The sequence below is a fragment of the Zunongwangia pacifica genome, from assembly GCF_023499215.1.
In the GTDB taxonomy this organism is placed as follows: Bacteria; Bacteroidota; Bacteroidia; order Flavobacteriales; family Flavobacteriaceae; genus Zunongwangia; species Zunongwangia pacifica.
Map to the genome: position 1 here is coordinate 149990 of NZ_JAKHSK010000004.1, position 23610 is coordinate 173599.

Genomic DNA, 23610 nt, shown 5'->3' on the forward strand with positions numbered 1-23610 from the left:
TTAATTTGTATATAAAAGATAATTGTCGATTAGGTGGATTAAGCTACGGTCTGCTAGATTATTACTTTGAGATGGGATATAATTAGCCTCTCTACCGGCGGAGTCTATAAAAGTGAGTTCTCCTGTTGAATTTAGTATAGAGATATAGGTTTTCTCACCAAGGTCGTCTTGTAATAGTGTCTCGATTTGTCCTCCGGTAAGACCATCATCCGAAATTGTTCGGGTAGCAAGAATATGATATCTAATAAAGTCGGTTACCTGATCGATTTCAAATTGGCCTGCCGGAGTATAATTTGGTTCTCCAGTTTCCTGATCGCCTGGTAATTCACCATCTTTTACAGCTTGTATTATAGCCTCGTTGTTAGGAATAGCGAAAGTATAGGAAGTCCCAATTTCCAATCCCTGAATGTTACCCGAAGCAGCATCATAAAGAGAGGAGTTGTTTAGGTAATTGTAGAAGTTTGTGAAAGGAGATTCTGGTTCTTCAGCAAGTCTTTGAATATCTAATCCTGGAGGTTCTTCACTGAATTCTAATAAATTGTCGATATAATAAGTTCTTCCATTTCGTTGATCTTCATATCCAATAATATTTACGCGATTTTCAATAACTTCATTTCCTGCTGCATAAACTGTATTATTTTCCCATTTGATATATTCCCCTGGTAAATCTAAATCACCAGATCTAATAATTCCAGAGCCAGAAAGATCGTTTAACTCCCCGTTTGGAGTGGGTATAATCCCATTGTAGAGTATTCGCGTTAATCGGGTTCTGGCAATGGTACCTACTACCGTGTTCCCGGTTTCAGGCGAAGTATATACCCATTCAGATCTATTAATATTATAGTCGAACCCCAAATTCCTTAAAACATCATCTGATGGTAAGAAAAGCGTATAACGATTATTAATATTACTAGTGATTTCACGATATCCAGATCCATCATTAAATAATCTGGTCGCCAATGTGAATTCTGGATCAAGATATGCTGAAGTGTAAACGCTGAAAAATAGATTTGATTCCTGAATTTTATTCGTACCATAGAAAAATCCGTTGCTCAACACTTTTGCCTCTGCTATATCTGTAGATAAGTCAAATCGTAATTCTTCATTTAATTCATTATTATACCCTGCAAGTAGAGAAGGCCAAACGGCATTCTGAACCATGTGTGCGTTATAGAAATCTTCAAAAATATATTTTGGAAGAACATCCAGAGAGCTATAATTTTTTAAAAGAACCTCATCGATAAATTGTTGTAATACATCGTTTTTAGGAGCAAAAATGGTATAGGCATCACTTTGCCCATCATTGTCGGCTTCTTTTAAAAAGTTTTCATTGTTAGGGGAAAAGGCTAAAGCAGGGTCATAAACCTTAACGTAAACATCTTTAGAATTTCTACTGTAGTTTTGATATGCAGTAGTAGCGTCTTCATCGTAAACATAATTAACAAGATTCTCTTTTAAAATAGTATAGAACAGGCTATAATGTTCATCATTAGCTAATTTTTGGTCTAAGTTTATTAACGGTAGGGACACTTTGTTTACTTCGTGAATGATTCCGTTTTCAGCAACAATATTTTCAGTTTGTACAGCTGCACTCAACAGGTTAAATCCGGAATAGTTTGCCTCTGGGAAAAAGAAATTATAATCATACGCACTTAAATTTTGTGCTTGCATAAATTCATCGATAAAATAGCTTAAGTATTTGTTATTGTTATCTCCCGGAATGTAGTAATCTGCGCCCTCAGCATTGTTTCGGTTAGACGAAACAACTATTCTTTGCTGTCCATCTACCATTTCTTCCTGAAAACCATCATAATAAGCTGTTCTTCTTCTAAAAGCTAGATCTTCTTCCCACCCTGTATCAGATTGATAATCTGATAGTCGCTCTGTTCTAAAAGCATTGTAAACGAGAGCGTATCTTACAATTTTTCCTGCAAGAGTAGAATCGATATTTTCGATATTCGAAATTCCTTCATTTTGAAGGAAGCTTGAAAAAGCTTCATCATTTGGAGCAAACATTGTCCAGTATCCAGATTTTCCAAGGATATTTTTATAACCGGCTTTATCAATGGTAGCAAGTAAGGAAGTGAAGTTACCTCGTTCTTCGAGGATTTGATAAATAGGTTCTTCTAAATCTTCAGGTCTTCCATAATATTCATCAAATTCTTCGTCGCTGCAACTTAAGACTAGAAGCATGGCAATAACGAATATTGATTTATTAAATATTTTCATATAGTTTAAGGTTGTAATGATATATCGATAGTTAGAAGTGTTAAATAATCTATAAAGCTAAATTATAGTAGGGAAATCGTTTTCGTATCCTGCACTATGCTGCTTAAGTGATAAATTGTTATTGATAAATCGATTTAATTTGTTTTTTGTGTCAATTTTTTGTAAAAAAGTGATGATTTGTTACAGGTTGGAAATGTGTAAAGAGTTATTTAATTTGTGTAAATTATGTTTTAATTAACATGATTGCATTCATCATGTTAAAATTCTAAGTCGTACTACTTTTAAAAAATTGGATTAGTTTATCTAAAAATATTATGAACAGAGTTGATTAAAATTTGGTTGAAGTATATTGAGAAAACTGAATTTTAACTCTACTCGAGAATCGAGATTAAAGGCTCTTTTATAATTGTTATACCTACCCCAATTTCTCGAAGTAAAAAAACTGATTAATGCCTAATGGGTTTGCCTTTCAGCTTATTGTGTTAAACTAAGTATTAAGTTATTGCTATTCACTTAGTAGTATAAAAAAAGCGACTGATATTTTCAGTCGCTTTGAATTTTAAAAGTTTTTTAGACTTACACCTCACTGGCTTGCCAGGAGATTTTTGATTTGGGTGCTCTTTTCTTCTGTACCACCTTGCTAAAAACTAAATATAAAAGTCCGCAGCAAAGCCAGGTGGGGAGGGTAACAAAGGATAGAAACACATCAAATTGAACCGAAATAAAATAGAATACCCCGAAACTGATTACCCAGGCCCAAAAGACGGCCTGATTAAATTTAGTACCCGATTTTTGCGCGTAGAAAGATTGAATTCCAAATTTATTTCCGAAGAAATATTCAAAAACAATAATGGCGCCAATGGGGGCTAATATAAATCCGTAAAGGGCTACGAAACCTAATAATTTCATTGCAAAAGCAGGGAATAATCCGGCGATGGTAGCGACGGTTCCGGCGATAATGGTGACCCAGGCGGTAGAGACTTTCGGAATAATCGCCTGAAAAGCCAATCCGGCTCGGTAAATGGTTGGGTTGGCTGTGGTCCATCCGGCAAGAATGACCGCGATAATTCCGAAAGCGCCAATCGCATTATAAGCTAATGGCCCAGGCGCTACCGAAGGCGCTTCACCGCTGGCTAAAATAGCTTGGGCTTCGGGAGATTTTAAATATACCGCATACAATAAGGCTGCGGCAATCCACGCGATATAATGCCCGATGTAAATTCCGGCAGCGGTGGTCCAACCTGAACTTGCTTTTTTAGCGAATCGAAACACGGAAAGGTCTGACATCCCAATATGCATCGCGGCATTGGCAAACCAAGACCATAAAAACACGTGCCAGAACGTATATTTTATTTGTCCGGGAAAGGGTTCGCTTCCTTCTCCCCAAATATTCCAAAAATCGGAAAAACTATGTACGTCTAAATTCACCAAAGAAACCACTCCGCAGATCACAAAAGCAGCTACAATAATCGGACTCATCCAATTGGCAGCTTTTGCGACGGTGCTATATCCTTTGGCGGCAATGATAGAAATAACAGCGCCAATGGCTAAAACGATAATCACCCAGGTTGCGCTATTGGGCATTGTATCGGTTAACTTTGGCATTTCCATATTAAAAGGAACGCCAACAGCGGTTGCAGAAACGGTAATCATCGCGCCGGCCAAGAAGCAGAATAAGATTCCGTTAGCGAGATTATAAACGGTAACGAGTCGTTTTCCGCAGATTTTTTCAAGATGATAATATAGTGTGTATCTAAATTTTGTTCCGATCTCCGCAGTAAGAAAACGCCAGCTTAACACCGCCATTAAATTTCCTAAAAGCAATCCGATAATTAAGTCGAAAGCACTTACGCCGGTGGTTAAAAAAAGTGGACCAATGACAAATTCGGTTCCTGCGGCGTGTTCGCCGGCATACATTCCCAAAAAGCTTTTCCAGCTTTTTAGCTTGGATTCCGGTACTCGTTCACGTTCAAATTCTCCCGAAACTTCCGCTTCTATAACTTCTTGTTCTATTTGTGCCTGACTCATTTTTTCTATTTTAAGCTTTTAGCTATCAACGTGTAGCTGTTATTTTCCAGTATTTTTTCAATCGTTTTCGTAAAAGTGGGTAGGTTTTAAAACTGTTATGTCATTCAACGGTCGAGAAGACATTGTCTTGTTTCTTGATTCTCTCTTTTCTAGCTTCTCACTTCAATTTCCGCTTTGGCTTCGATACAATTGCTCCTACCTCGCAATCACTCAGCCGCCGTTATTGTTTGGTTTTCAATATATTGTTTCCTGTTTCCTGTTTCCTGTTTCCTGTTTCCTGTTTCTTGGCTCTTAGTTCTATTCTCTATTTTCTTGTCAGGTCGAGTGAATTTCAATGGTAATTGAAATTTGTATCGAGACCTCGTTTCTCATTGCTTCTCGATACTATTTTATCTCCGCTATCGCTGCAATAAAATCACTCGAAGTGACACGAGAGTTGCTTTTCGTCATTCCGTGCCTGACACGGAATCTCATCACGTTATCAGCAGGATGAGATCCCGGATCAAGCCAGCCTCGCCGGCAGGCAGGTCCGGGATGACGTTCGTCTTGTTTCTTGTTTCCTTTCTCTTGTTTCTAGAATCAAGATTTTTGTCTATATTCTAGTTTCTATTATCTAATTTCTAACATCTCAATTCCAACTACTTCGTCAAGAGCAATGGGACTAACTTCTTCATTCGGTAGTTTTCTTTTAAAAATTTAGAATCTACCTTTTTATTGGAAATCACCATCGCAGCTCCTAAAGCTGAACCTAAAGGGGAATGGGTTGATAATACTTTAAATTCACTAAAATGATGCGCCATTAATTTCATAAATACGTCATTATCGGTAAAACCGCCGTCGATGTATATTTTGTTGATGGGCGAATTTCCAATTGCGTTCCGAATGGTATGGATTTGTAATTCCATCAACTCGATCATCAATTGATGATAGGCTTCTTCAAACGTGGCAAAAGGATTCAAGTCGGTTTGATGCAATTCTTTGCGTTTCAAGGAAATTCCTTCAAATTTGAAATAAATCGAAGGCTTTTCAATCAACCGTAAGTATAACTCCTGATCAAACTTTACATCACGATGATACCCGTATTCTTTTCCGTAGTATTCGCCTAATTTTTCGACCTGAATTCTATATTCATTTCCCATAAAAAAGCGGGAAGCCTTTACCCGTTTTCCATCTACACGCAGGTAATTTAGGCAATTGTTTTTAATGTCTTTTTCTCCTAAACTTTCTTCGTTAAACGGATTTAGCGAAATACTCCAGGTTCCGGTGGAAAGGAGTAAAAAAGGCTTCTTTTTGCTTAAAATATAGGGTAATAATGCCGAAGAACTGTCGTGAATGCCTACGCCGATTTTTATTTTTTTGCCTTTATAAGAGGTGTTGATGCTGCTGGCCGTGGGCACAATGGGGCCAAATAACTGATCGAAACCTTCCTGATACACCCAATCGTGATAATCTTCCTTATTATAATCCCATAAATTGGTATGGCAGCCAATCGAGGTATATTCACTCACGGGAATTCCAGTAAATAAAAACGACAAATATTGCGGTAAATGCAGCGTGTACCTGATTTTCTTAAAAATCTCCGGGTATTTTTTCTTCAGCCAAAACAGCTGTAATCCCGAATTGAGCATTCCCGATTGCGGCGATGCAGTTTCGGTAGCGATCTTTAATTCATCGCCATATTTTGCGTAAAACTCATCGGTAATTTCCTTCTCAATCGATTTCGTGTAGTTGTATAAAGGCGTTAGCACATTGCCGTGATGATCTAAATGCACCAAACTCGCACCATAGGTCGAAAAGTTGATCGATTTTACCTCATATTGCTCACTTTCCAAAATCGAATGAAAGGTATCTTTAATCCACTGCTGTAACAGCGTAATATCTTCGGTGGGATAGCCGTCTTCATCTACCGTAAGTGGCAAACGGGTGTAATCCCGAAAAACTTCCTGGTACTGCTTATCGAACAGGAAAAATTTCTTGTTGGTTTTTCCAATATCAAAAACAGCAGTTACTTTCTTTTTATTCATCTCGATAATCGAGAATTTAAAACTTCTTTTTCATTTCAATGCTGAAACTATTCGAAGTTAAATTATTAGTATTTAATCTCTCGGACTTTCCCAGAGAAAACTTTTATTTTTTGGGCGCGACCTTATATTAGAAGTTAGATCGCTTTGCTGTTAGAATTTAGAAATTAGAATTTTCTGGTTTAAACCTCACAGGTTTTTAAAACCTGTGAGGTTTATATTTTCTCAATTCTAATCTTACTCTCCCTACTTTTTTTCATTGTTAAAAAAAGTAGCAAACCCGCCTGCCGGACGGGCAGGAAAGTCTAGTCTTATTTTTATTTTATCGTTTTTAATCCTCATTCCGTGCCTGCCGGCGAGGCTGGCTTGACACGGAATCTCATCACGTTCTCAGATGGATGAGATCCTGAAACAAGTTCAGGATGACGATTATCTTGTTTCTTCTTTCCTGTTTCCTGCTTCTCTGGTCTATATTCTCTTTTCTAATTTCTCACTTCTACATTCTAACTTCAATTTCCACTTTGGCTTCGATACAATTGCTCCTACGTCGCAATCACTCAGCCGCCGTTAATAGTTCAAGGTTTCAAGTTGTGTTTTCTTCGTTATTTGATAAACATTTTTAAATCTACTTTCTTTTTTCGGTTGAATGAGATCTCTCCCCGGTCGTCCTGTTTCTTGTTTCTTGACTCCTGTTTCCAGAATCAAGATTCTCTAGTCTATTCTCTTCTCACTTCTACACTCTAACTTCAATTTCCACTTTGGCTTCGATACAATTGCTCCTACGTCGCAATCACTCAGCCGCCGTTAATAGTTCAAGGTTTCAAGTTGTGTTTTCTTCGTTATTTAATAAACATTTTCAAATCTACTTCTCGGTTGAATGAGATCTTTCCGCGTTCGTCCTGTTTCTTGTTTCTTGACTCCTGTTTCCAGAATCAAGATTCTCTAGTTTATTTTCTCTTTTCTAATTTCTCACTTCTAAAATCTAACTTCAGTTTCGCTTTGGCTTCGATACAATTGCTCCTTTGTCGCAATCACTCAGCCGCCGCTAAAATTCTCATCCTATATTGTCTTTTCTGTTCATTTTGTCTTGATACAAAACGAACCAAAAAATCAAGGCTTACGAACACTTATCTAAATTTATCGTTCGATGCCTAAATTTTAGGAACTCGCTATCGCTCAAACAGCCTAAAATTTTACGGCATTTTCACTTCAAATTTTACGATAAGCTTTCGATAGGCCATTTTAATTCTCGTCTTAGTTCTTGGTTCCTTTCTCCTGTTTCCAGAATCAAGATTCTCTAGTTTATTCTCTATATTCTATTTTCCTCAGTACCACTTTGGCTTCGATACAATTGCTCCTGCGTCGCAATCACTCAGCCGCCGTTTTTTATTTTCTAACTTCTAAAATCTTACTTCTCACTTCTACAATCCCGTTGCTACGGTTTTCATCCCTCGGGCTTCGATGAGGGTTTTGCGGACATCGAAAGCGCGGTAGGCTTCAATGGGATTCACCGCGGCGCCACTTTTAGCTCGGGCTGCTTTTACAATCGGACGAACATCGGTTCGATATGCGTCTTGCAATATCTCCTGACATTTGGTAACATCATTATTTTGTTGTGCTTCTTTTAAGGCTTTTTGATCGACTAACAGTGCTTGGGCGTAAGCGATTAAAATGGCTTCTAAGGATTGTAATAAATCTTCCAACGGATCTTTGATGTTATGACTGGCATCGATCATCCAGGCGGGATACGGGTTTTGCGGATTGTTTTCCATTCCGTACACCAATTCATTAAAAATCAGGAACAGGGCGTAGGGTTTTATGGAACCGACGGTTAAATCGTCGTCACCGTATTTGCTATCATTAAAATGGAATCCGCCTAATTTTCCTTTGTACATTAGGGTGGCTACAATTTGCTCGATATTGGTATTGGGCAAATGGTGCCCTAAATCGACCAAGGTGAACGCGCGATCGCCACAGGCATTGGCCAACATAAATGAGGTGCCCCAATCCTGAATGGTGGTGCTGTAAAAGTTGGGTTCGTAAGGTTTATATTCGATAAAAAGCTTCCAATCTTCCGGCATTGAAGCGTAGATTTCTTTCAGGCTTTTTTCGGTGTTTTGTAACGCGTTTTGAAAATTCAGCTGACCCGGGAAACTCGCTCCGTCGGCTAACCAAACCGTTAAACTTTTAGAACCTAATTGTTCTCCTATTCGAATCACTTCTTTATTATGTTGCACCGCATATTTACGAGAAGCTTCATTGCTGCTGTTGAGAGAACCGAATTTATAGCTTTCTTTCGCATCGGGTTGATCCTGAAAGGTATTCGAGTTCATCGCATCAAAAATAATATCGTGACTTTTAGCGATGTCTTTAATCGCGTTTACATCTTCCGGAATATCCCACGGAATGTGCAGGGAAACGGCTCCGGCTGTTTTGGTCAGCGCGTGCAAAATGCCGATATCGTTTAACTTTTGCTCTAAAGAAGCGGGTTCGCCGCCGTAAGAAAATCGACCGAAACGGGTTCCGCCGGCCCCTAATGCCCAGCTGGGAATGGCGACCTGAAAATCGGCTAATTTTTGTATAATTTCAGCTACCGAAATTCCCTTTTTTGCAAACTTATTTTTTAGGTAATCGATTTCATTTTCATATGAATCGTTTTGCTTTTTATTGAATTCTGATAGTTGATCAGTATTTATTTTCATCTTTATTCTTTTAAGATTTTAGATCGCTTCGCTTTTAGATGTTAGAGTTTAGACTTTATTGTTCAAACCTCACAGGTTTCTGAAACGGGTGAGGTTTTTATATTTAATCTTACCGTCATTCCGTGCCTGCCTGCCGGCGAGGCAGGCTTGACACGGAATCTCATCACGTTCTCAGCTGGATGAGATCCTGAAATAAATTCAGGATGACGTGATTGTTTTGGTTCTTGGTTCCTTTCTCTTGTTTCCAGAATCAAGACTCTCTAGTCTATTCTCTTTTTTCTCACTTCTAACCTTATTATCCCTACTTTTTTTCATTGCCAAAAAAAGTAGCAAACCCGCCTGCCGGACGGGCAGGAAAGTCTAGTCTTATTTTTATTTCCTTGAATTGTTAAGAAAATAGCTTATTCTGCGCAAGGGAAACCGTTTCACTAGTCCCTTGCTCCGCATCCAGCGCTGCGCCATTTTCCTACAATTACTATGGAATTAAAAAGTAGGACATTGTTTCTTCCTTTCAAATCTATTCCATTTTCTTGTAAGGTCTCATACTTCTCGATATAATCCTTCCTATCGTCAGGATCACTCGAAGTGACACTTCTTGGTTCTTAGTTCCTGATTCCTGCTTCAAGAATCCTCACTTCTCACCTCTAACCTCTCATCACCATTAAAAATTCTATCTCACAAAAGCATTGGCCATTCCTCCATCTACGTTGATGGTGTTTCCGGTGCTTTTTTCGAGGATTCCTACGCAGGCGAATACGCCGTTGGCGATGTCTTCTGGTAGGATAATTTCGTTTAATAGGTTTCGTTTGGCGTAATGCGCGGGTAGGTCTTCGACTTTAATTCCGTGTGCTTTGGCGCGGCCTTCGGCCCAATCGCCTTCCCAGATTTTACTACCAACGATCACTCCGTCAGGATTTACGGTGTTCACCCGAATATGATCGCCTCCTAATTCGGCTGCTAATAAACGGGTCATATGTTGTTGCGCTGCTTTTGCGGTTCCGTAGCCTACATTGTTAGGTCCGGAAACGAGTCCGTTTTTACTGGCGATATTTACGATATCACCCCCCAGACCTTGCTTGCGCATAATTTCAACGCCTTTTTGCGCCATTAAGAATTGCCCTTTTACCAATACGTTTTGTAATAGTTCCCAATCGTTGAGCGTGGTATCGGGTAAGGATTTTGAAATGGCTAATCCTGCTGAATGGACGACGATATCGACACCGCCAAAGGCCAAATTGGCTTCTTTGTAGGCTTTTTCTATCGATTCTTCTTGGGTCACATCGCAAATGGCGATGGCTGCTTCGTCGCGTTTATAGGTGGCTAAGGCTTCGTCTAAATTCTCCTGACTAATATCGGTAAGGACAACATTGGCGCCTTCGGCTACTAATTTATCGGCGATGGCTTTTCCAATTCCGCCGGCCGCTCCGGTTACGATAGCTACTTTACGGGAAAGTGGCTTTTCGGCAGGCATCCGTTGTAATTTGGCTTCTTCTAACAGCCAATATTCGATATCAAAGGCTTCTTGTCTTGGCAAGGAGGTGTATTCGCTAATGGCTTCGGCTCCGCGCATTACATTGATGGCGTTTACATAGAATTCGCTCGCCACACGGGTGGTTTGCTTGTTCTTGGCAAAGCTGAACATTCCTACACCGGGATAAATGATAATCACCGGATTAGGATCGCGCATTGCCGGACTGTTGGCGTGTTTATGATTTTCGTAATATTGGCGGTATTCTTCTCGATATTGTTCAAAAGAAGGCTCTAATTTTTTCAGCGTAGCTTCGGTATCGGTCACCTCATCTGATGGATCCAAAGTTAAAATAAGCGGCTGAATTTTTGTGCGCAGAAAATGATCGGGACAAGAGGTTCCCATTGGTGCCAAACGCTCCAGATCGTTACTATTGATGTACTGTAAAACGGTATTGCTATCGGTAAAATGACCGATCATTTGATTTTCTGAAGAGGCCAATCCGCGTAACAGTGGCATCAGTTCGGCGGCTTTTTCTTTCCGTTCTTCCGCAGGTAAAGATTCGATTTTTTGTCCGCCAAAAACTTCTCCGTTTTCTTTGATTTTCTTTTCGATATATTCAGAAGCCATTTCAATAACTTCGAGGCTATTTACGTAGCATTCGTAAGAGGTATCACCCCAGGTGAATAAACCGTGGCTACCGAGAACGATTCCGCGGATTCCGGGATTTTCTTCGAGACATTTTTCTAACTGAAGTCCTAAATCGAAACCGGGACGTTGCCAGGGCACCCATCCCATTGTATCTCCCCAAATTTCTTTGGTGACTTTTTCGCTATCTTTTGCAGCCGCCACCGCGATTAGAGCGTCGGGATGCAGGTGATCGATATGTTTAAAAGGTAACAATCCGTGAAGCGGGGTATCGATGGAAGGGGCTTTGCTGTCCAAATCGTAAATACAGTGATTGAAGAGGCCTACCATTCGATCTTCGTCTTCTAAACCTCCGTACACGTTTTTTAGGTTTCTTAGGCGTTCAGTATATAAACCGGCGATTCCTTTGCGGGTAAGCGTGCCTATATCTCCACCGGAACCTTTTACCCACATTACTTCTACATCTTCATTGGTAAGTGGATCTTTTTCGATGGTTTTACAGCTGGTGTTTCCGCCACCATAATTGGTAATTCTAAGATCGGCACCTAATATATTAGACCGGTATAAAAACAAAGCTACCTGATTGTCACCCAATTCGGCAGCTTTAGCTTCATCCCAGAGATAGTCTACGTACTGAAAAGTTTTTTCCATTTTAATTTTATTGTTTCAATTTAAGCATCTCAAATGTAGTTGGAAACCAAAAAGCTTCCATCCTGTGGTGTGCTGCTTAATTTTTTCAAATAATCTTTAAACATTGAGAAAATATATTAAGTTTATCTATATTTTAAAAAGACCCTTAATTCATCTAAAATCAACATCAAATGACATCGCAATCGATTGAAATAAAAATTGATCCAAGTTCCCGTATACCTAAATATAAGCAAATTGTAGATTCTATTGTTTATGATATCGCTCAGGGGAATTTAAAAATAGGAGAAAAAATCCCCTCAATCAATGAATTAAGTGAACATTTATTACTTTCTAGAGACACTGTAGAAAAGGCTTATAAAAACTTAAAGGAGAAAAAAATTATTGTTTCAGTAAAAGGAAAAGGTTATTATACTACAAAGACAGATTTAATCTCTAAGACAAATGTTTTCTTTTTAGTGAATAAGCCAAGTACCTATAAAATGATTATTTATAATTCGTTTGTAGATACTTTGGGGATAAATGGGCATGTAAATCTTCATATTTATCATTGTGATGAAACCCTGTTCACTAAATATCTGGAGCGTAACATTGGCTATTATGATTATTATGTAATTATGCCACATTTTAGAGATGAAAACTCTAATCATGTTAGTTGTACTGCGAGTGTTTTAGAGAGTATAGAGAAAATTCCTAAAAATAAATTGATAATGCTCGATAATACTAAGCCTGAAATAACAGGGAATTACGGAGCAATTTTTCAAGATTTTAAAGAGGATATTTATAATGCCTTGAAGGAAGGAATAGAGCGAATACAAAAATATGATAAGATTATATTAGTTTATCCTAATAAATCAGTAAATCCTTATCCTAAAAGAATAGTTTACGGATTTAAAAAATTCTGTGTAGAACATCATTTTGACTTCGAAGTTTTGGATAAGATTTATGATGATATGGAATTGCAAAGCAAGGATTTATATATAACTATTCAGGAAAGAGATTTAGTAAACCTGGTGAGACAAATTAGATCTAAAAAATTAACTTTGGCTAAAGATATAGGCGTGATATCTTATAACGATACGCCGCTTAAAGAACTTTTAGGGATTACTGTAATTAGTACTGATTTTAAGGCTATGGGAGAATCGGCTGCATATATGGTTTTAAAAAATAAAAAGGAAAGGGTAAAAAATGTATTTAAGTATATAGAGAGAAATTCTGTGTAATTTTTGTAATCGATTACATAACGGCGAATTGGAAGTTTTTAATTAAAGTGAATTTAGGATCCAATGCGATTAGATTATTAGAATTGCGAGTGTTACCAATCTAAAATTTAGAATAAAGCTTTGACAAAATCTCTGGATATCACTTTAGATTTTTCTTATATTGGTTTTAAAACTGAAGTTATATCGATGGACTCTAAAACTCATCCTTAATAGGATAAATTTAAAGATGAATTATCAGAAGATGTATTAGGAGAACTAGTTATTCAAAACCCCAACATCTTCCAACGTTTCCTCAATCTTTTCCGCAGTAAAGAAAATAAACACTATTAAAAATAAAAAGAGGCCAATCTTTTACCATTAGCCTCTTTACTTAAGGATTCACTGCAAAAATTTCTTTAAGCTGTTTTACCATTCCACCATTACCGCTTAGGGTGATTTCACCAATTTTATCGGCAATTTTTTCAACATACTCCATTTCCTTCAGTTTGTACAACATTTCGTTGTCGGCCATCAATTTGGCGGTATTCAGCAAACTTCGGGTCGAAGCTGTTTCTTCCCTTCGGGTAATCACACTGGCTTGTGCCTTTTTTTCAGCAATCAACACCTGGTTCATAATATCTTTCATTTCACCGGTCAAAATCACATCCTTAATACCACAAGACAAGAGTTGGATCCCTAGATCTTCGCTTGTTTCAAGTACCTCTGCAAAAACAGCTTCAGCAATCGTCACTTTGTTAGAAAGCAATTCGTCCAGGGAATATTGTCCTACAAACGCCCTAAGGCTTAGCTGCAAGGCCACATACAATTGCTTGCTGTAATCCTTGTTGTCTAAAATGGTTTTTTCGCTATTAACTACCTTGTAGTTCGCAAAAAAGTTAATTCTAATCGCCGCCTTATCTTTCGTTAACAACTCCTGTCCGCTAACTTCCAGTTGCAATTGCCTTAAATCTACCCGAGCAATTTTTATGCTGGTATCATTTTTCCAAAATCGGTAAATACCCGCATTTAATTTTTTGGTGTACACATCATCAATCATCAACAAAGCCTCTTCGTGCGCCGCCACTTCAAAAACCCTTACAAATCTTGCCAATTCGTACCTGGAAAGCAAGTTGCTATCAATTTCTTTAGGGATTTCAAGCGTACTCATATCTGCTTTTATAAAATGGTAATCCAAGACTTTATTCCAGAACAAATGCCTGCCCGAAGTTAATACCTCCTTAAAGTTTCCATTTTCAAAAACCAGCACCAACTCCAGATCTTTCACTTCTACCACGTGCAAGCTTTCCACCAAGGCTGTAACATCTTTCACCATTTCAAAAGCAACAGGCAATTGCGGTTTTTGGGTAAGATCGTATTTCATTACCGTTTCATTAAAAAATAGCCAGTGCGTCCCTTTTTCAAGCACCTTCATCAATTCGCCATTTTTAAAAACCAAACCAACACTACCATTAGTAATTTTTACTCGTTTCATTTTCTTTTTATTTAAAATTCAACATTCAATTTTGGCAATTCTAGAACCTGCCTACTTTTAAAAGTATATTTTGGGCGTACCCCTAACGGGTCGGGCTTGCCTGCCGGCAGTCAGGCTTTTCGCTGTACCTGCCCGACGGCAGGCGGGTCTTTTTAAATTTCAAAAATTTAAAAAGGATGCCGCTACAATCCCTTACGCAATTTTCAATCTTTAAAAAAACCTAAAAGCGAATGATCTTTACTTTGCGGAACCTTCAATAATTAATAACGGCCACCATTGGTTTTATAAATTTTGAACCTAAGAACTTAGCTTTTTCAGCCTTCATTGTTACGCTCAAGCATCACAAAAGCAATAGCTTTGGTTACTAAGTGATTGTTGGCTCTGGCAACGCTTAGATTGCTCCTTCTAATCATAGAATTTGCCCATTCACTTTTTCGGTTTTTTAGTTGTCAGTTTTAAAGCATAACGGCTTAGGAGACCGGTTTTAGGAGCGGTCAACTCCTTGTGACTAGATAATCAGTCTAGCTTCCTACTCTACCAATTGAGTTACAAAAACTTTTAGCTTTTGGCGGGACTCGAACCCGCAACAAAGAAATCTGTTGTTCTAACCAGGCTGAACTATAATGCGCAAGCATTAGTGGGAGTCGAACCCACGACCTACAGAGCCGTGCAATAATTATGGTATACTGCGAACCTCCAAACCAAGTTGAACATACAACCATCATACCTCCCGGCAATAGTCGATGCAATAGTGCTATACAGAAACACCCAACAAGACCTGAATTTGAAATTTTTATGTACCTGAGTTTGATGTAACCGAGTCCCGGAGGCTGAGTGAAATCTTTGTAAAAAGATTTTGTATCGAAACCTCCATTTTGGTAACATTTCGATACAAATTTTCCTTGAAAATTCACTCAATGACCCAAAATGGCGGGAATCAATTCTTAAATCAAACACAGGCGATGAGGAACAGACAGGAATCGAACCTGTATCTTCAGATTTTCAGTCTGCCGCATAGACCTGCTTTGCTACTGTTCCAAATTTGGGCAATGCTTTTTTACATTGCCCGGCGCCCGTCAAACCGCCTATTTCTTTTTCTTCTTTTTGTTTTTCTTGCTCTTATTTTTCGACTTTTTCTTTTTAGGCATTTTATCTTTAATCCTATCTTTTTCCGCCTTTAAAAAAGAAATATAGTTATTATTAAAAGCATATTTTTTAGCGATTTTAAAGCTTTTTAGCGCCTTTTTATAAGTAAATAACGCCTCGTAAACCTGTCCTTTAATGGTATAAATCACCGCCTTATCCGCTCCCTTTACCTTTAAGGCGAAATCGCTCAGTTTTAACGCTTCCTCGTAATCCTCGTTAGCAAGCAAAGCATATAAATAATCAGGATAAATGCTCGCCATTTCCATATTATTGGCCAAAGCCTCTGCGTACAACGATTTTGCTATTTCATAATCGCCTAACTGTTCCGCGTGTATTTTGGCTAACAAGCATAAAGCTTTAGCGTTGGTAGGCTCATAAGAAAGCGCATAATTTAAGGCTTCTATAGTTTCTTCCAACTCATAAGGATAAGCGTCCAGCGCTTTAAATAAATAAATGTTATGTAAATTCGTGTCCATCACGGTTAAATTTTGTTCTTTAAATGTTGCTTTAAGAACCGCGACAGATCAATAAGAATGAAGAAAATTCAGTCTAAAAAGAATAAATCTGAAGCGGTTAAGTCCTGGCTTCAGATCTTTTCATTTATAACGAATTATAAGTATAAAAATCCTGAAGCGCTTTTTCACAAGACCCATCACCTGGCTCTAAATATATATGTTGTGTAAATCGCATACCTCTTGTTTTTAATTGTTTTGCTTGATTGCGGTGCAAATATGTAAACTAATTTTTAATCTCGCAACAAAATTTTGAATTTATTTTACTGAAAATCAATTGGTTATATTTATTTTTAAGCAAAGAAAATCCTGTCCGCCAAATGCAGAATTTCATTCAATACGCTAAAAAACTCAGAATGAATAATTTAGTAGATCGCTTGTTCAAGTATGGGTGTGTTTACGTTGTTCAATAAAATTTCAATTTAATTCATAAAAAAAGCGTCTAAAAATAATTTTCAGACGCTTTTGCTTATTTTAAGATATAATTTTTTCTCTTATTTTTCTTTAAAACAACACATAGCGTCCCCGGCTGAACCAAAACCTGGTTCAATTTTCACATCTATACGTAAGCATAGACTTTGTGGATGATATGTGTTTTTTGTTTTCATTACGGGGCAAATATATACTTTTCTGTTAAAATAAGGTGGGTGCGTTTGGCTATTTTCATTGAAAGATCGGATTCTCGATACATTTTTGTTCACTTATTGTCCTTAAAAAAACTCGAACAGACAAGAAAATAGACGAGAGCATCTTGATTCTCGAAGTAAGAAATAAGATACAAGAGTCAAGACGAGCGTCATCCTGAACTTGTTTCAGGATCTCATCCTGCTGAGAACGTGATGAGATTCCGGGTCAAGCCCGGAATGACGAAAGAACTATAAAATAAAAATAAAGAAAACAACCTTGAACCTTAAACTTTTCAACCTTGAACGCTACCCGTAACGGCGGCTGAGTGATGGCGACGAAGAAGCCATTGTATCGAAGCCAGAGTGGTGCTGAGGAAAATAGTAGTTAGAAAAGAGAGCATCTTGATTCTGGAAGCAAGAAACAAGAACGAGGACAATCACGTCATTCCATTCCGATCGCTACCGGAATTGATCCGATATCTCATTATGTTTCATAACAGATATTCAAAATTTTATCAATAAATTCAGTCGCTTAAAATAAAACAGAGTTCGATAACACGGTTTTTTACGGGCAATTTAGTAATCATCGTAAATTTACTCAATCGCTAAAATAAGCTTTAATCGAATTCATCTTAAACCAACCACCAATGCACAAAATCTCTTGGGGAATAATAGGTTGCGGCGATGTAGCCGAAGTAAAAAGTGGCCCCGCATTTCAACAATGTGAACATTCAGAATTGCTGAGTGTAATGCGCAGAAATGCAGACAAAGCCAAAGACTTTGCCAAGCGGCATCACGTCTCGCACTGGACCACCAATGCCGATGAAATTTTGCAAAATTCCAACATTAATGCCGTTTATATCGCCACGCCGCCGTCGTCGCACTTAGCTTATACTCTAAAAGCAATAAAAGCCGGGAAGCATATTTACCTGGAAAAACCAATCACCGTCACCCTTAGCGAAGCCTTACAAATAGAAACCGCCTTAAAAAACACAAGCAGTAAATTGGTGGTTGCTCATTATCGCAGAAAACTTCCTGCATTTTTAAAAGTAAAAGAATTGCTGGAAGAAAATACCATAGGAAACATTCAGTGGGCCGAAATCAGGATCATTCAACCCAATAAAAACAAACTCGTCGCCCAAACCGACGAAAATTGGCGGTTAAGCCCCGAAATTTCAGGCGGTGGTTATTTTTACGATTTAGCGCCACATCAACTTGATTTAATGTTGAATTACTTCGGGAAACCCCAGCAAATACAAGGTTTTGCCGCCAATCAATCCGGTTTTTCCAACGCCAATGATATCGTGAACGGTATTATGGAATTTCCGGGGAACGTCCAGTTTAACGGCATTTGGGCCTTCAACAGCAGCAGTCCAAAACGAATAGACCGCTGTAAGATTTATGGCGAAAAAGGCATCATTCAATTTTCATTCTTTGGTGATGAGGTAAAACTCACCAAACCTGAGGGAAAAGAAATTTTTAATTTCAAAAGCATACCGCACGTACAACAACCTATGATTCAGACTGCCATTAACTATTTTCTGGGCAAAGAAGAAAACCCCTGTAGCTTAGAAAATGGAATAGAAGTGATGAAAATAATGGAGACGTTTACAAGATAGTTTTTGATACAATTTTGTTCACTTATCGTCCATAAAAAAGCTCGAACTGACAAGAAAATAGACGAGAGAATCTTGATTCTGGAAGTAGTAACCAAGAGACAAGAGCCAAGAATCAGGAAACACGACAATCACGTCATCCCAGACTTGATCTGGGATCTCATCCTGCTGAGAACGTGATGAGATTCCGGGTCAAGCCCGGAATGACGAAAGAACTATAAAATAAAAATAAAGAAAACAACCTTGAACCTTAAACTTTTCAACCTTGAACGCTACCCGTAACGGCGGCTGAGTGATTGCGACGAAGAAGCAATTGTATCGAAGCCAGAGTGGTGCTGAGGAAAATAGTAGTTAGAAAAGAGAGCATCTTGATTCTGGAAGCAAGAAACAAGAGTCAAGAACCAAGATACCGGAAACAAGACGATCACGTCATCCCAGACTTGATCTGGGATCTCATCCTGCTTAGAACGGAATGACGAACCCACAACTCATTAAAAATTCCAGATTATCAATTTCCTAAATTCATTTAAACAATCTTAAAATTCCTTAATTAATCAAATTAATAGCTTTTTTACACCTTATTATTTATAAATAATTCATTTTTAACATAAAAAAACTGCTAAAAATTGAAATCGTAAAAAAACATTTATATATTTGTGTAATCGATTGCATAACCTTAAATTAGTAACTCCAAAATTCAGGTGAGTGCAGGATGCAATCCCGTAAGATTAGTAAGAAATTGCTAAGCCTATAAGGAAACTACCTCGGGGCAAGCCCACGAGGCATTCGATAGAGACAAAATTATAATTTCGAGGCGAGCGTCGGGGTATTAAACCCTTTGGCGGTGCCAATAAATAAAAGACAAATCAATAAAATACAAAGCTATGACCAAATCAGAATTTAGATATGCGCATCATCCCGAAGATGTGAAAAGATATACAACAGAAGAACTTCGAGAGCATTTCCTAATTCCGGAATTGTTTGTGAAAAACCAGATTAGCTTAACCTACACAATGTACGATCGTTACATTGCCGGTGGTGCTTTTCCGGTAGATCAAGCTTTAAAATTAGAACCCATCGACGAGCTAAAAGCCGAAAACTTTTTAGACCGTCGTGAATTAGGAGTCATTAATGTAGGCGGAAAAGGAAAAGTAACCGTAGATGGCGAAGTTTACGAAATTGGTCATCGTGAAGCCATTTATATTGGTCGCGGCACCAAAGAAGTGATTTTTGAAGCCACCAACGAGCAGCCTTATTTCTACATCAACTCAGCTCCCGCGCATAAATCCTATCCAACCAAAAAAGTGACCAAAGCAGAAGCTGAGGTGGTAGAATTAGGCGACACCAAAACCTCTAACAAGCGAGTTATCAATAAACTATTGGTAAATAGCGTGATCGATACCTGCCAGTTACAAATGGGAATGACCGAACTTCAGGAAGGTTGCGTTTGGAACACAATGCCACCACACACGCACGAACGTAGAATGGAAGTCTATTTTTATTTCGATTTAGACGAAGGCCAAACCATCAGTCATTTTATGGGGCAGCCACAAGAAACACGTCATATTTTTATGAAAAACCATCAAGCTGTGATTTCACCGGAATGGTCCATTCACGCCGGTGCCGGAACCTCTAACTATACCTTTATTTGGGGAATGGCAGGAGAGAATTTAGACTATGGTGATATGGATGGTGTAACTCCAGACGAATTAAAATAAGAGCAAATGAGTTTATTTAGTTTAGAAGGAAAAACAGCTTTAGTCACCGGCTGTAAACGCGGAATCGGTTTTGCGATGGCCGAAGCCTTGGCCGAAGCCGGCGCCAATATTTTAGGCGTTTCAGCTTCCTTAGAATTAGAAGGTTCTAAAATCGAGAAGCGCGTAAAAGAAATAGGGAAGGAGTTTACAGCCTACCAATGTGATTTTTCAGACCGTAAAGCATTGTATGCCTTTATTGAAAAAGTAAAAGCCGAAAATCCACAAATCGATATATTAGTCAATAATGCCGGAACCATTTTAAGAGCCCCGGCAGCCGAACATTCCGATGAATATTGGGATAAAGTCATTGAAGTGAACCAAAACGCCCAATTCATTTTAACCCGTGAAATCGGAAAAGAAATGTTGAAACGCGGACACGGAAAAGTAATTTTTACCGCTTCCTTACTCACCTTTCAGGGCGGAATCACCGTTCCCGGTTACGCCGCTTCCAAAGGCGCTATTGGTCAATTAACGATGGCATTTTCAAACGAGTGGGCTTCCAAAGGCGTTCAGGTCAATTCCATCGCGCCCGGTTATATCGCTACCGATAATACCCAGGCCCTACGCGATAACGAAGAACGCAGCGAAGCCATTTTAGCAAGAATCCCTGCCGGTCGCTGGGGAAAACCAGAAGACTTTAAAGGCCCTATCACCTTTCTCGCTTCCAAAGCCAGCGATTATATGACCGGAAGCATCCTTACCGTCGATGGCGGTTGGATGGGACGTTAAACAGAAACAAACCAAATGAGTAAAAACACCTTTATCACCGATACTTTTTTGTTGGAAAACAAGTATGCTGAAGAATTATACCATCAGTACGCCAAAAACCAACCCATTATCGATTACCATAACCACCTGCCACCCGCGCAAATCGCTGCCAATACCCAATTCGAAAATATCTCGAAAGTTTGGCTTAATGGCGACCATTACAAATGGCGGGCAATGCGAGCGCTAGGCGTCAACGAAAAATACATCACCGGCAACGCCAGCGACAAAGAAAAATTTGAAGCCTGGGGAAAAACCGTTCCCTATACGCTGCGGAATCCATTGTATCATTGGACGCACTTAGAATTAAAACGCTATTTTGGGATCGATGAATTGCTGAATCAAAACAACGCCTCAGCCATTTACGACAACGTCAATGCCCAATTGCAGCAAAAAGACAATTCCTGTAGAGGACTGTTGAAGCAGATGAATGTGGAAACCCTTTGTACCACCGAAGATCCCACCGATACCCTGCAACATCACCAGGCGATGGCAAAAGAAAACTTCGGCATTAAAGTCAGTACCGCCTTTCGTCCCGATAAATCCATTTTAATTGATGCCCAAGGCTATACCGATTACCTAAAAGAACTCGGCAAAACCGCCAATATCGATATTCAGAGCTTTCAGGATCTAAAAGACGCCTTGCTCAACCGCATTGAATATTTTGATGAAAACGGCTGTAAACTGTGTGATCACGGATTAAATGCAATGTCTTTTGCTGAATTTACCGAAGCCGAGATCAATGCCATCTTTAAAAACAAGCTTTCCGGAAAGGAAGTTTCAGCTACAGAATCCGAAAAATTCAAAACCGCCACTTTACTGTTTTTAAGTGAAACCTACCATCAATTCGGTTGGGTACAACAATTCCATTTAGGCGCGCTTCGGAATAACAACAAACGGATGCTGGCACAATTAGGGCCCGATACCGGATGGGATTCCATAGGCGATTACAGTCAAGCCGAAAAATTGTCCCGATTTTTAAATACCTTAGACGGAAAAGACAAACTGACCAAAACGATTTTGTACAATTTGAATCCTGCCGATAACGAAGTATTTGCCACAATGATTGGTAACTTTAACGACGGCAGCGTAAAAGGAAAAGTACAATGGGGATCCGGTTGGTGGTTTTTAGACCAGAAGGACGGAATGGAAAAACAGATGAACACCTTATCTAATATGGGACTAATCAGTTGTTTTATAGGAATGTTAACCGATTCCAGAAGTTTCCTTTCGTTTCCACGTCACGAATATTTTAGAAGAGTGTTATGTAACCTCTTCGGTAAAGAAATGGCTTCCGGGGAATTACCACAGGATATGGATTTGGTAGGAAATACCATTGCCAATATTTGCTACGGAAATGCCAAAGATTATTTCAACTTTTAAATGAAAAATTCAGCACAACATAAAAAAATTGTTTCCTTCGGGGAAGTCCTAATGCGGTTATCACCAGCTGAAAACAGGAAACTTCCGCAGGCAAAAACAATGGATTTCTACTTTGGCGGCACTGAAATGAACGTGGCCGCTTCCTTGGCCTATTTTGGCGAAAAAACCCAACAAGTGACCAACGTGTCTAACGATTTGGTAGGCGATGCCGCCATTGCCGCGATGCGCCAGTTTGGGATCGATGTTTCCGCCGTTAATAAAGTAGACCATCCCTTAGGATTGTACTTTTTAGAAGTCGGTTCAGGATTGCGCGCCAGTAAAATAGCCTATAACCGTTTACACGGCAGCTTTGCCAATATCACGCCGCAAAGTGTGAATTGGGAAAAAGTATTGGACGATGCCGGTTTTTTACATTGGACGGGAATTACGCCCGCCATTTCAGAAAGCGCTTACCAAACCTTAAAAGAAGGCTTGCAAGTAGCTAAAGAAAAAGGAATTGCCATCACTGCCGATCCCGCTTACCGAAGCAACCTTTGGCAATATGGCAAAGACGGTCACGAGATTTTAAAAGAATTGGTAGGAATGTCCACCATTTTTATCGGTGGCGTCAACGAAATCAATGAAATCCTAAAAACAGATTTCGATTTTTCTAAAGAAGGATTTATCGCGGCCAGTAAAGCTCTATTGGAAGCCTGTCCGTCCATCGAAAAAGTATTCGATAAAATTCGCGATGGCGTAAGTGCCTCGTGGCAAAAAATCTACGGTCGCGCGTGGACGGGTAGCGAATATATAGAAACCCAACAATTAGAAATCACCAATGTAGTGGACCGAATTGGCACTGGAGACGCCTATGCTGCGGGACTTATTTATGGCCTGATCCATTTTGACGATCAGCAAGCCCTGAATTTCGCCAATGCCGCCTGTGCGTTAAAACATACCATTCTAGGCGACGCGAATCTCGTAAGCCCTGAAGAAGTGTTAGAAGTCATCCAAGGCAGCACCGGCGGAAGGATAAAACGATAACGATCGGCGGCTGAGTGATTGCGACGAAGAAGCAATTGTATCGAAGCCAAAGCGGGAATCGAAGTTAGAATTTAGAAGTAAGAAGGTAGAAAAGAGAGAAGAGAATATAGAGTCTTGGTTCCGGAATCAAGAGACAGGAAACAAGAACCAAGACTAGAATTAAAATGGCCTATCGAAAGTTTATCGTAAAATTTGAAGTGAAAATGCCGTAAAATTTTAGGCTGTTTGAGCGTTAGCGAGTTCCTAAAATTTAGGCATCGAACGATAAATTTAGATAAGTGTTCGTAAGCCTTGATTTTTTGGTTCGTTTTGTATCAAGACAAAATGAACAGAAAAGACAAAAT

The 23610-nt window shown here is 39.0% G+C and carries 13 protein-coding genes and 1 tRNA gene; 6 read left to right on the top strand and 8 right to left on the bottom strand.

Annotation, left to right across the window (positions count from 1 at the left end):
* The 5 genes from L1967_RS04270 to L1967_RS04290 all read right to left on the bottom strand — a co-directional run bounded on the left by L1967_RS04270 (position 1) and on the right by L1967_RS04290 (position 11747).
* On the bottom strand, positions 1-2229 hold the full coding sequence (locus tag L1967_RS04270) for a fasciclin domain-containing protein (protein WP_249600484.1): 2229 nt from the start codon (positions 2227-2229) through the stop codon (positions 1-3).
* Between the two features lie 576 nt (positions 2230-2805).
* Complete coding sequence (locus L1967_RS04275) at positions 2806-4257, bottom strand: purine-cytosine permease family protein (protein ID WP_249600485.1); 1452 nt, start codon at positions 4255-4257, stop codon at positions 2806-2808.
* Between the two features lie 638 nt (positions 4258-4895).
* Positions 4896-6281, bottom strand: a complete 1386-nt coding sequence (locus L1967_RS04280; protein WP_249600486.1) for an FGGY-family carbohydrate kinase — start codon at positions 6279-6281, stop codon at positions 4896-4898.
* 1418 nt (positions 6282-7699) lie between these two features.
* Positions 7700-8980 carry a sugar isomerase gene (locus L1967_RS04285; protein WP_249600487.1) on the bottom strand — a complete coding sequence of 427 codons (1281 nt, stop codon included), beginning with the start codon at positions 8978-8980 and terminating at the stop codon, positions 7700-7702.
* Positions 8981-9650: 670 nt separating this feature from the next.
* On the bottom strand, positions 9651-11747 hold the full coding sequence (locus tag L1967_RS04290; protein ID WP_249600488.1) for a bifunctional aldolase/short-chain dehydrogenase: 2097 nt from the start codon (positions 11745-11747) through the stop codon (positions 9651-9653).
* Positions 11748-11917: 170 nt separating this feature from the next.
* Here L1967_RS04290 and L1967_RS04295 point away from each other — a divergent pair, with 170 nt between their 5' ends.
* Entirely contained in the window at positions 11918-12967 is a 1050-nt protein-coding gene (locus tag L1967_RS04295; RefSeq protein ID WP_249600489.1) for a GntR family transcriptional regulator, read from the top strand.
* Positions 12968-13337: 370 nt separating this feature from the next.
* Here the strand turns inward: L1967_RS04295 and L1967_RS04300 are convergent, their stop codons facing one another.
* The 3 genes from L1967_RS04300 to L1967_RS04310 form a co-directional block, all read right to left on the bottom strand.
* Positions 13338-14438: a slipin family protein gene (locus tag L1967_RS04300; RefSeq protein ID WP_249600490.1), complete on the bottom strand. Its 1101-nt coding sequence runs from the start codon at positions 14436-14438 to the stop codon at positions 13338-13340.
* Positions 14439-15403: 965 nt separating this feature from the next.
* Positions 15404-15476: transfer RNA gene (locus tag L1967_RS04305), tRNA-Phe, on the bottom strand.
* A gap of 47 nt (positions 15477-15523) precedes the next feature.
* Positions 15524-16060 carry a hypothetical protein gene (locus tag L1967_RS04310; protein WP_249600491.1) on the bottom strand — a complete coding sequence of 179 codons (537 nt, stop codon included), beginning with the start codon at positions 16058-16060 and terminating at the stop codon, positions 15524-15526.
* Positions 16061-17369: 1309 nt separating this feature from the next.
* On the opposite strand from L1967_RS04310, the gene L1967_RS04315 reads away from it, so the two are divergent.
* From L1967_RS04315 to L1967_RS04335, 5 genes are all read left to right on the top strand, one after another.
* Positions 17370-18341, top strand: coding sequence for a Gfo/Idh/MocA family protein (locus L1967_RS04315; RefSeq protein ID WP_249600492.1), 972 nt, complete (start codon positions 17370-17372; stop codon positions 18339-18341).
* Between the two features lie 881 nt (positions 18342-19222).
* Positions 19223-20056 carry a 5-dehydro-4-deoxy-D-glucuronate isomerase gene (gene kduI / locus L1967_RS04320; RefSeq protein ID WP_249600493.1) on the top strand — a complete coding sequence of 278 codons (834 nt, stop codon included), beginning with the start codon at positions 19223-19225 and terminating at the stop codon, positions 20054-20056.
* Positions 20057-20062: 6 nt separating this feature from the next.
* Complete coding sequence (locus L1967_RS04325; protein ID WP_249600494.1) at positions 20063-20824, top strand: SDR family oxidoreductase; 762 nt, start codon at positions 20063-20065, stop codon at positions 20822-20824.
* Between the two features lie 15 nt (positions 20825-20839).
* Positions 20840-22243 carry a glucuronate isomerase gene (gene uxaC / locus L1967_RS04330; protein WP_249600495.1) on the top strand — a complete coding sequence of 468 codons (1404 nt, stop codon included), beginning with the start codon at positions 20840-20842 and terminating at the stop codon, positions 22241-22243.
* Positions 22244-23266 carry a sugar kinase gene (locus L1967_RS04335; protein WP_249600496.1) on the top strand — a complete coding sequence of 341 codons (1023 nt, stop codon included), beginning with the start codon at positions 22244-22246 and terminating at the stop codon, positions 23264-23266.
* Positions 23267-23610 lie beyond the last annotated feature (344 nt).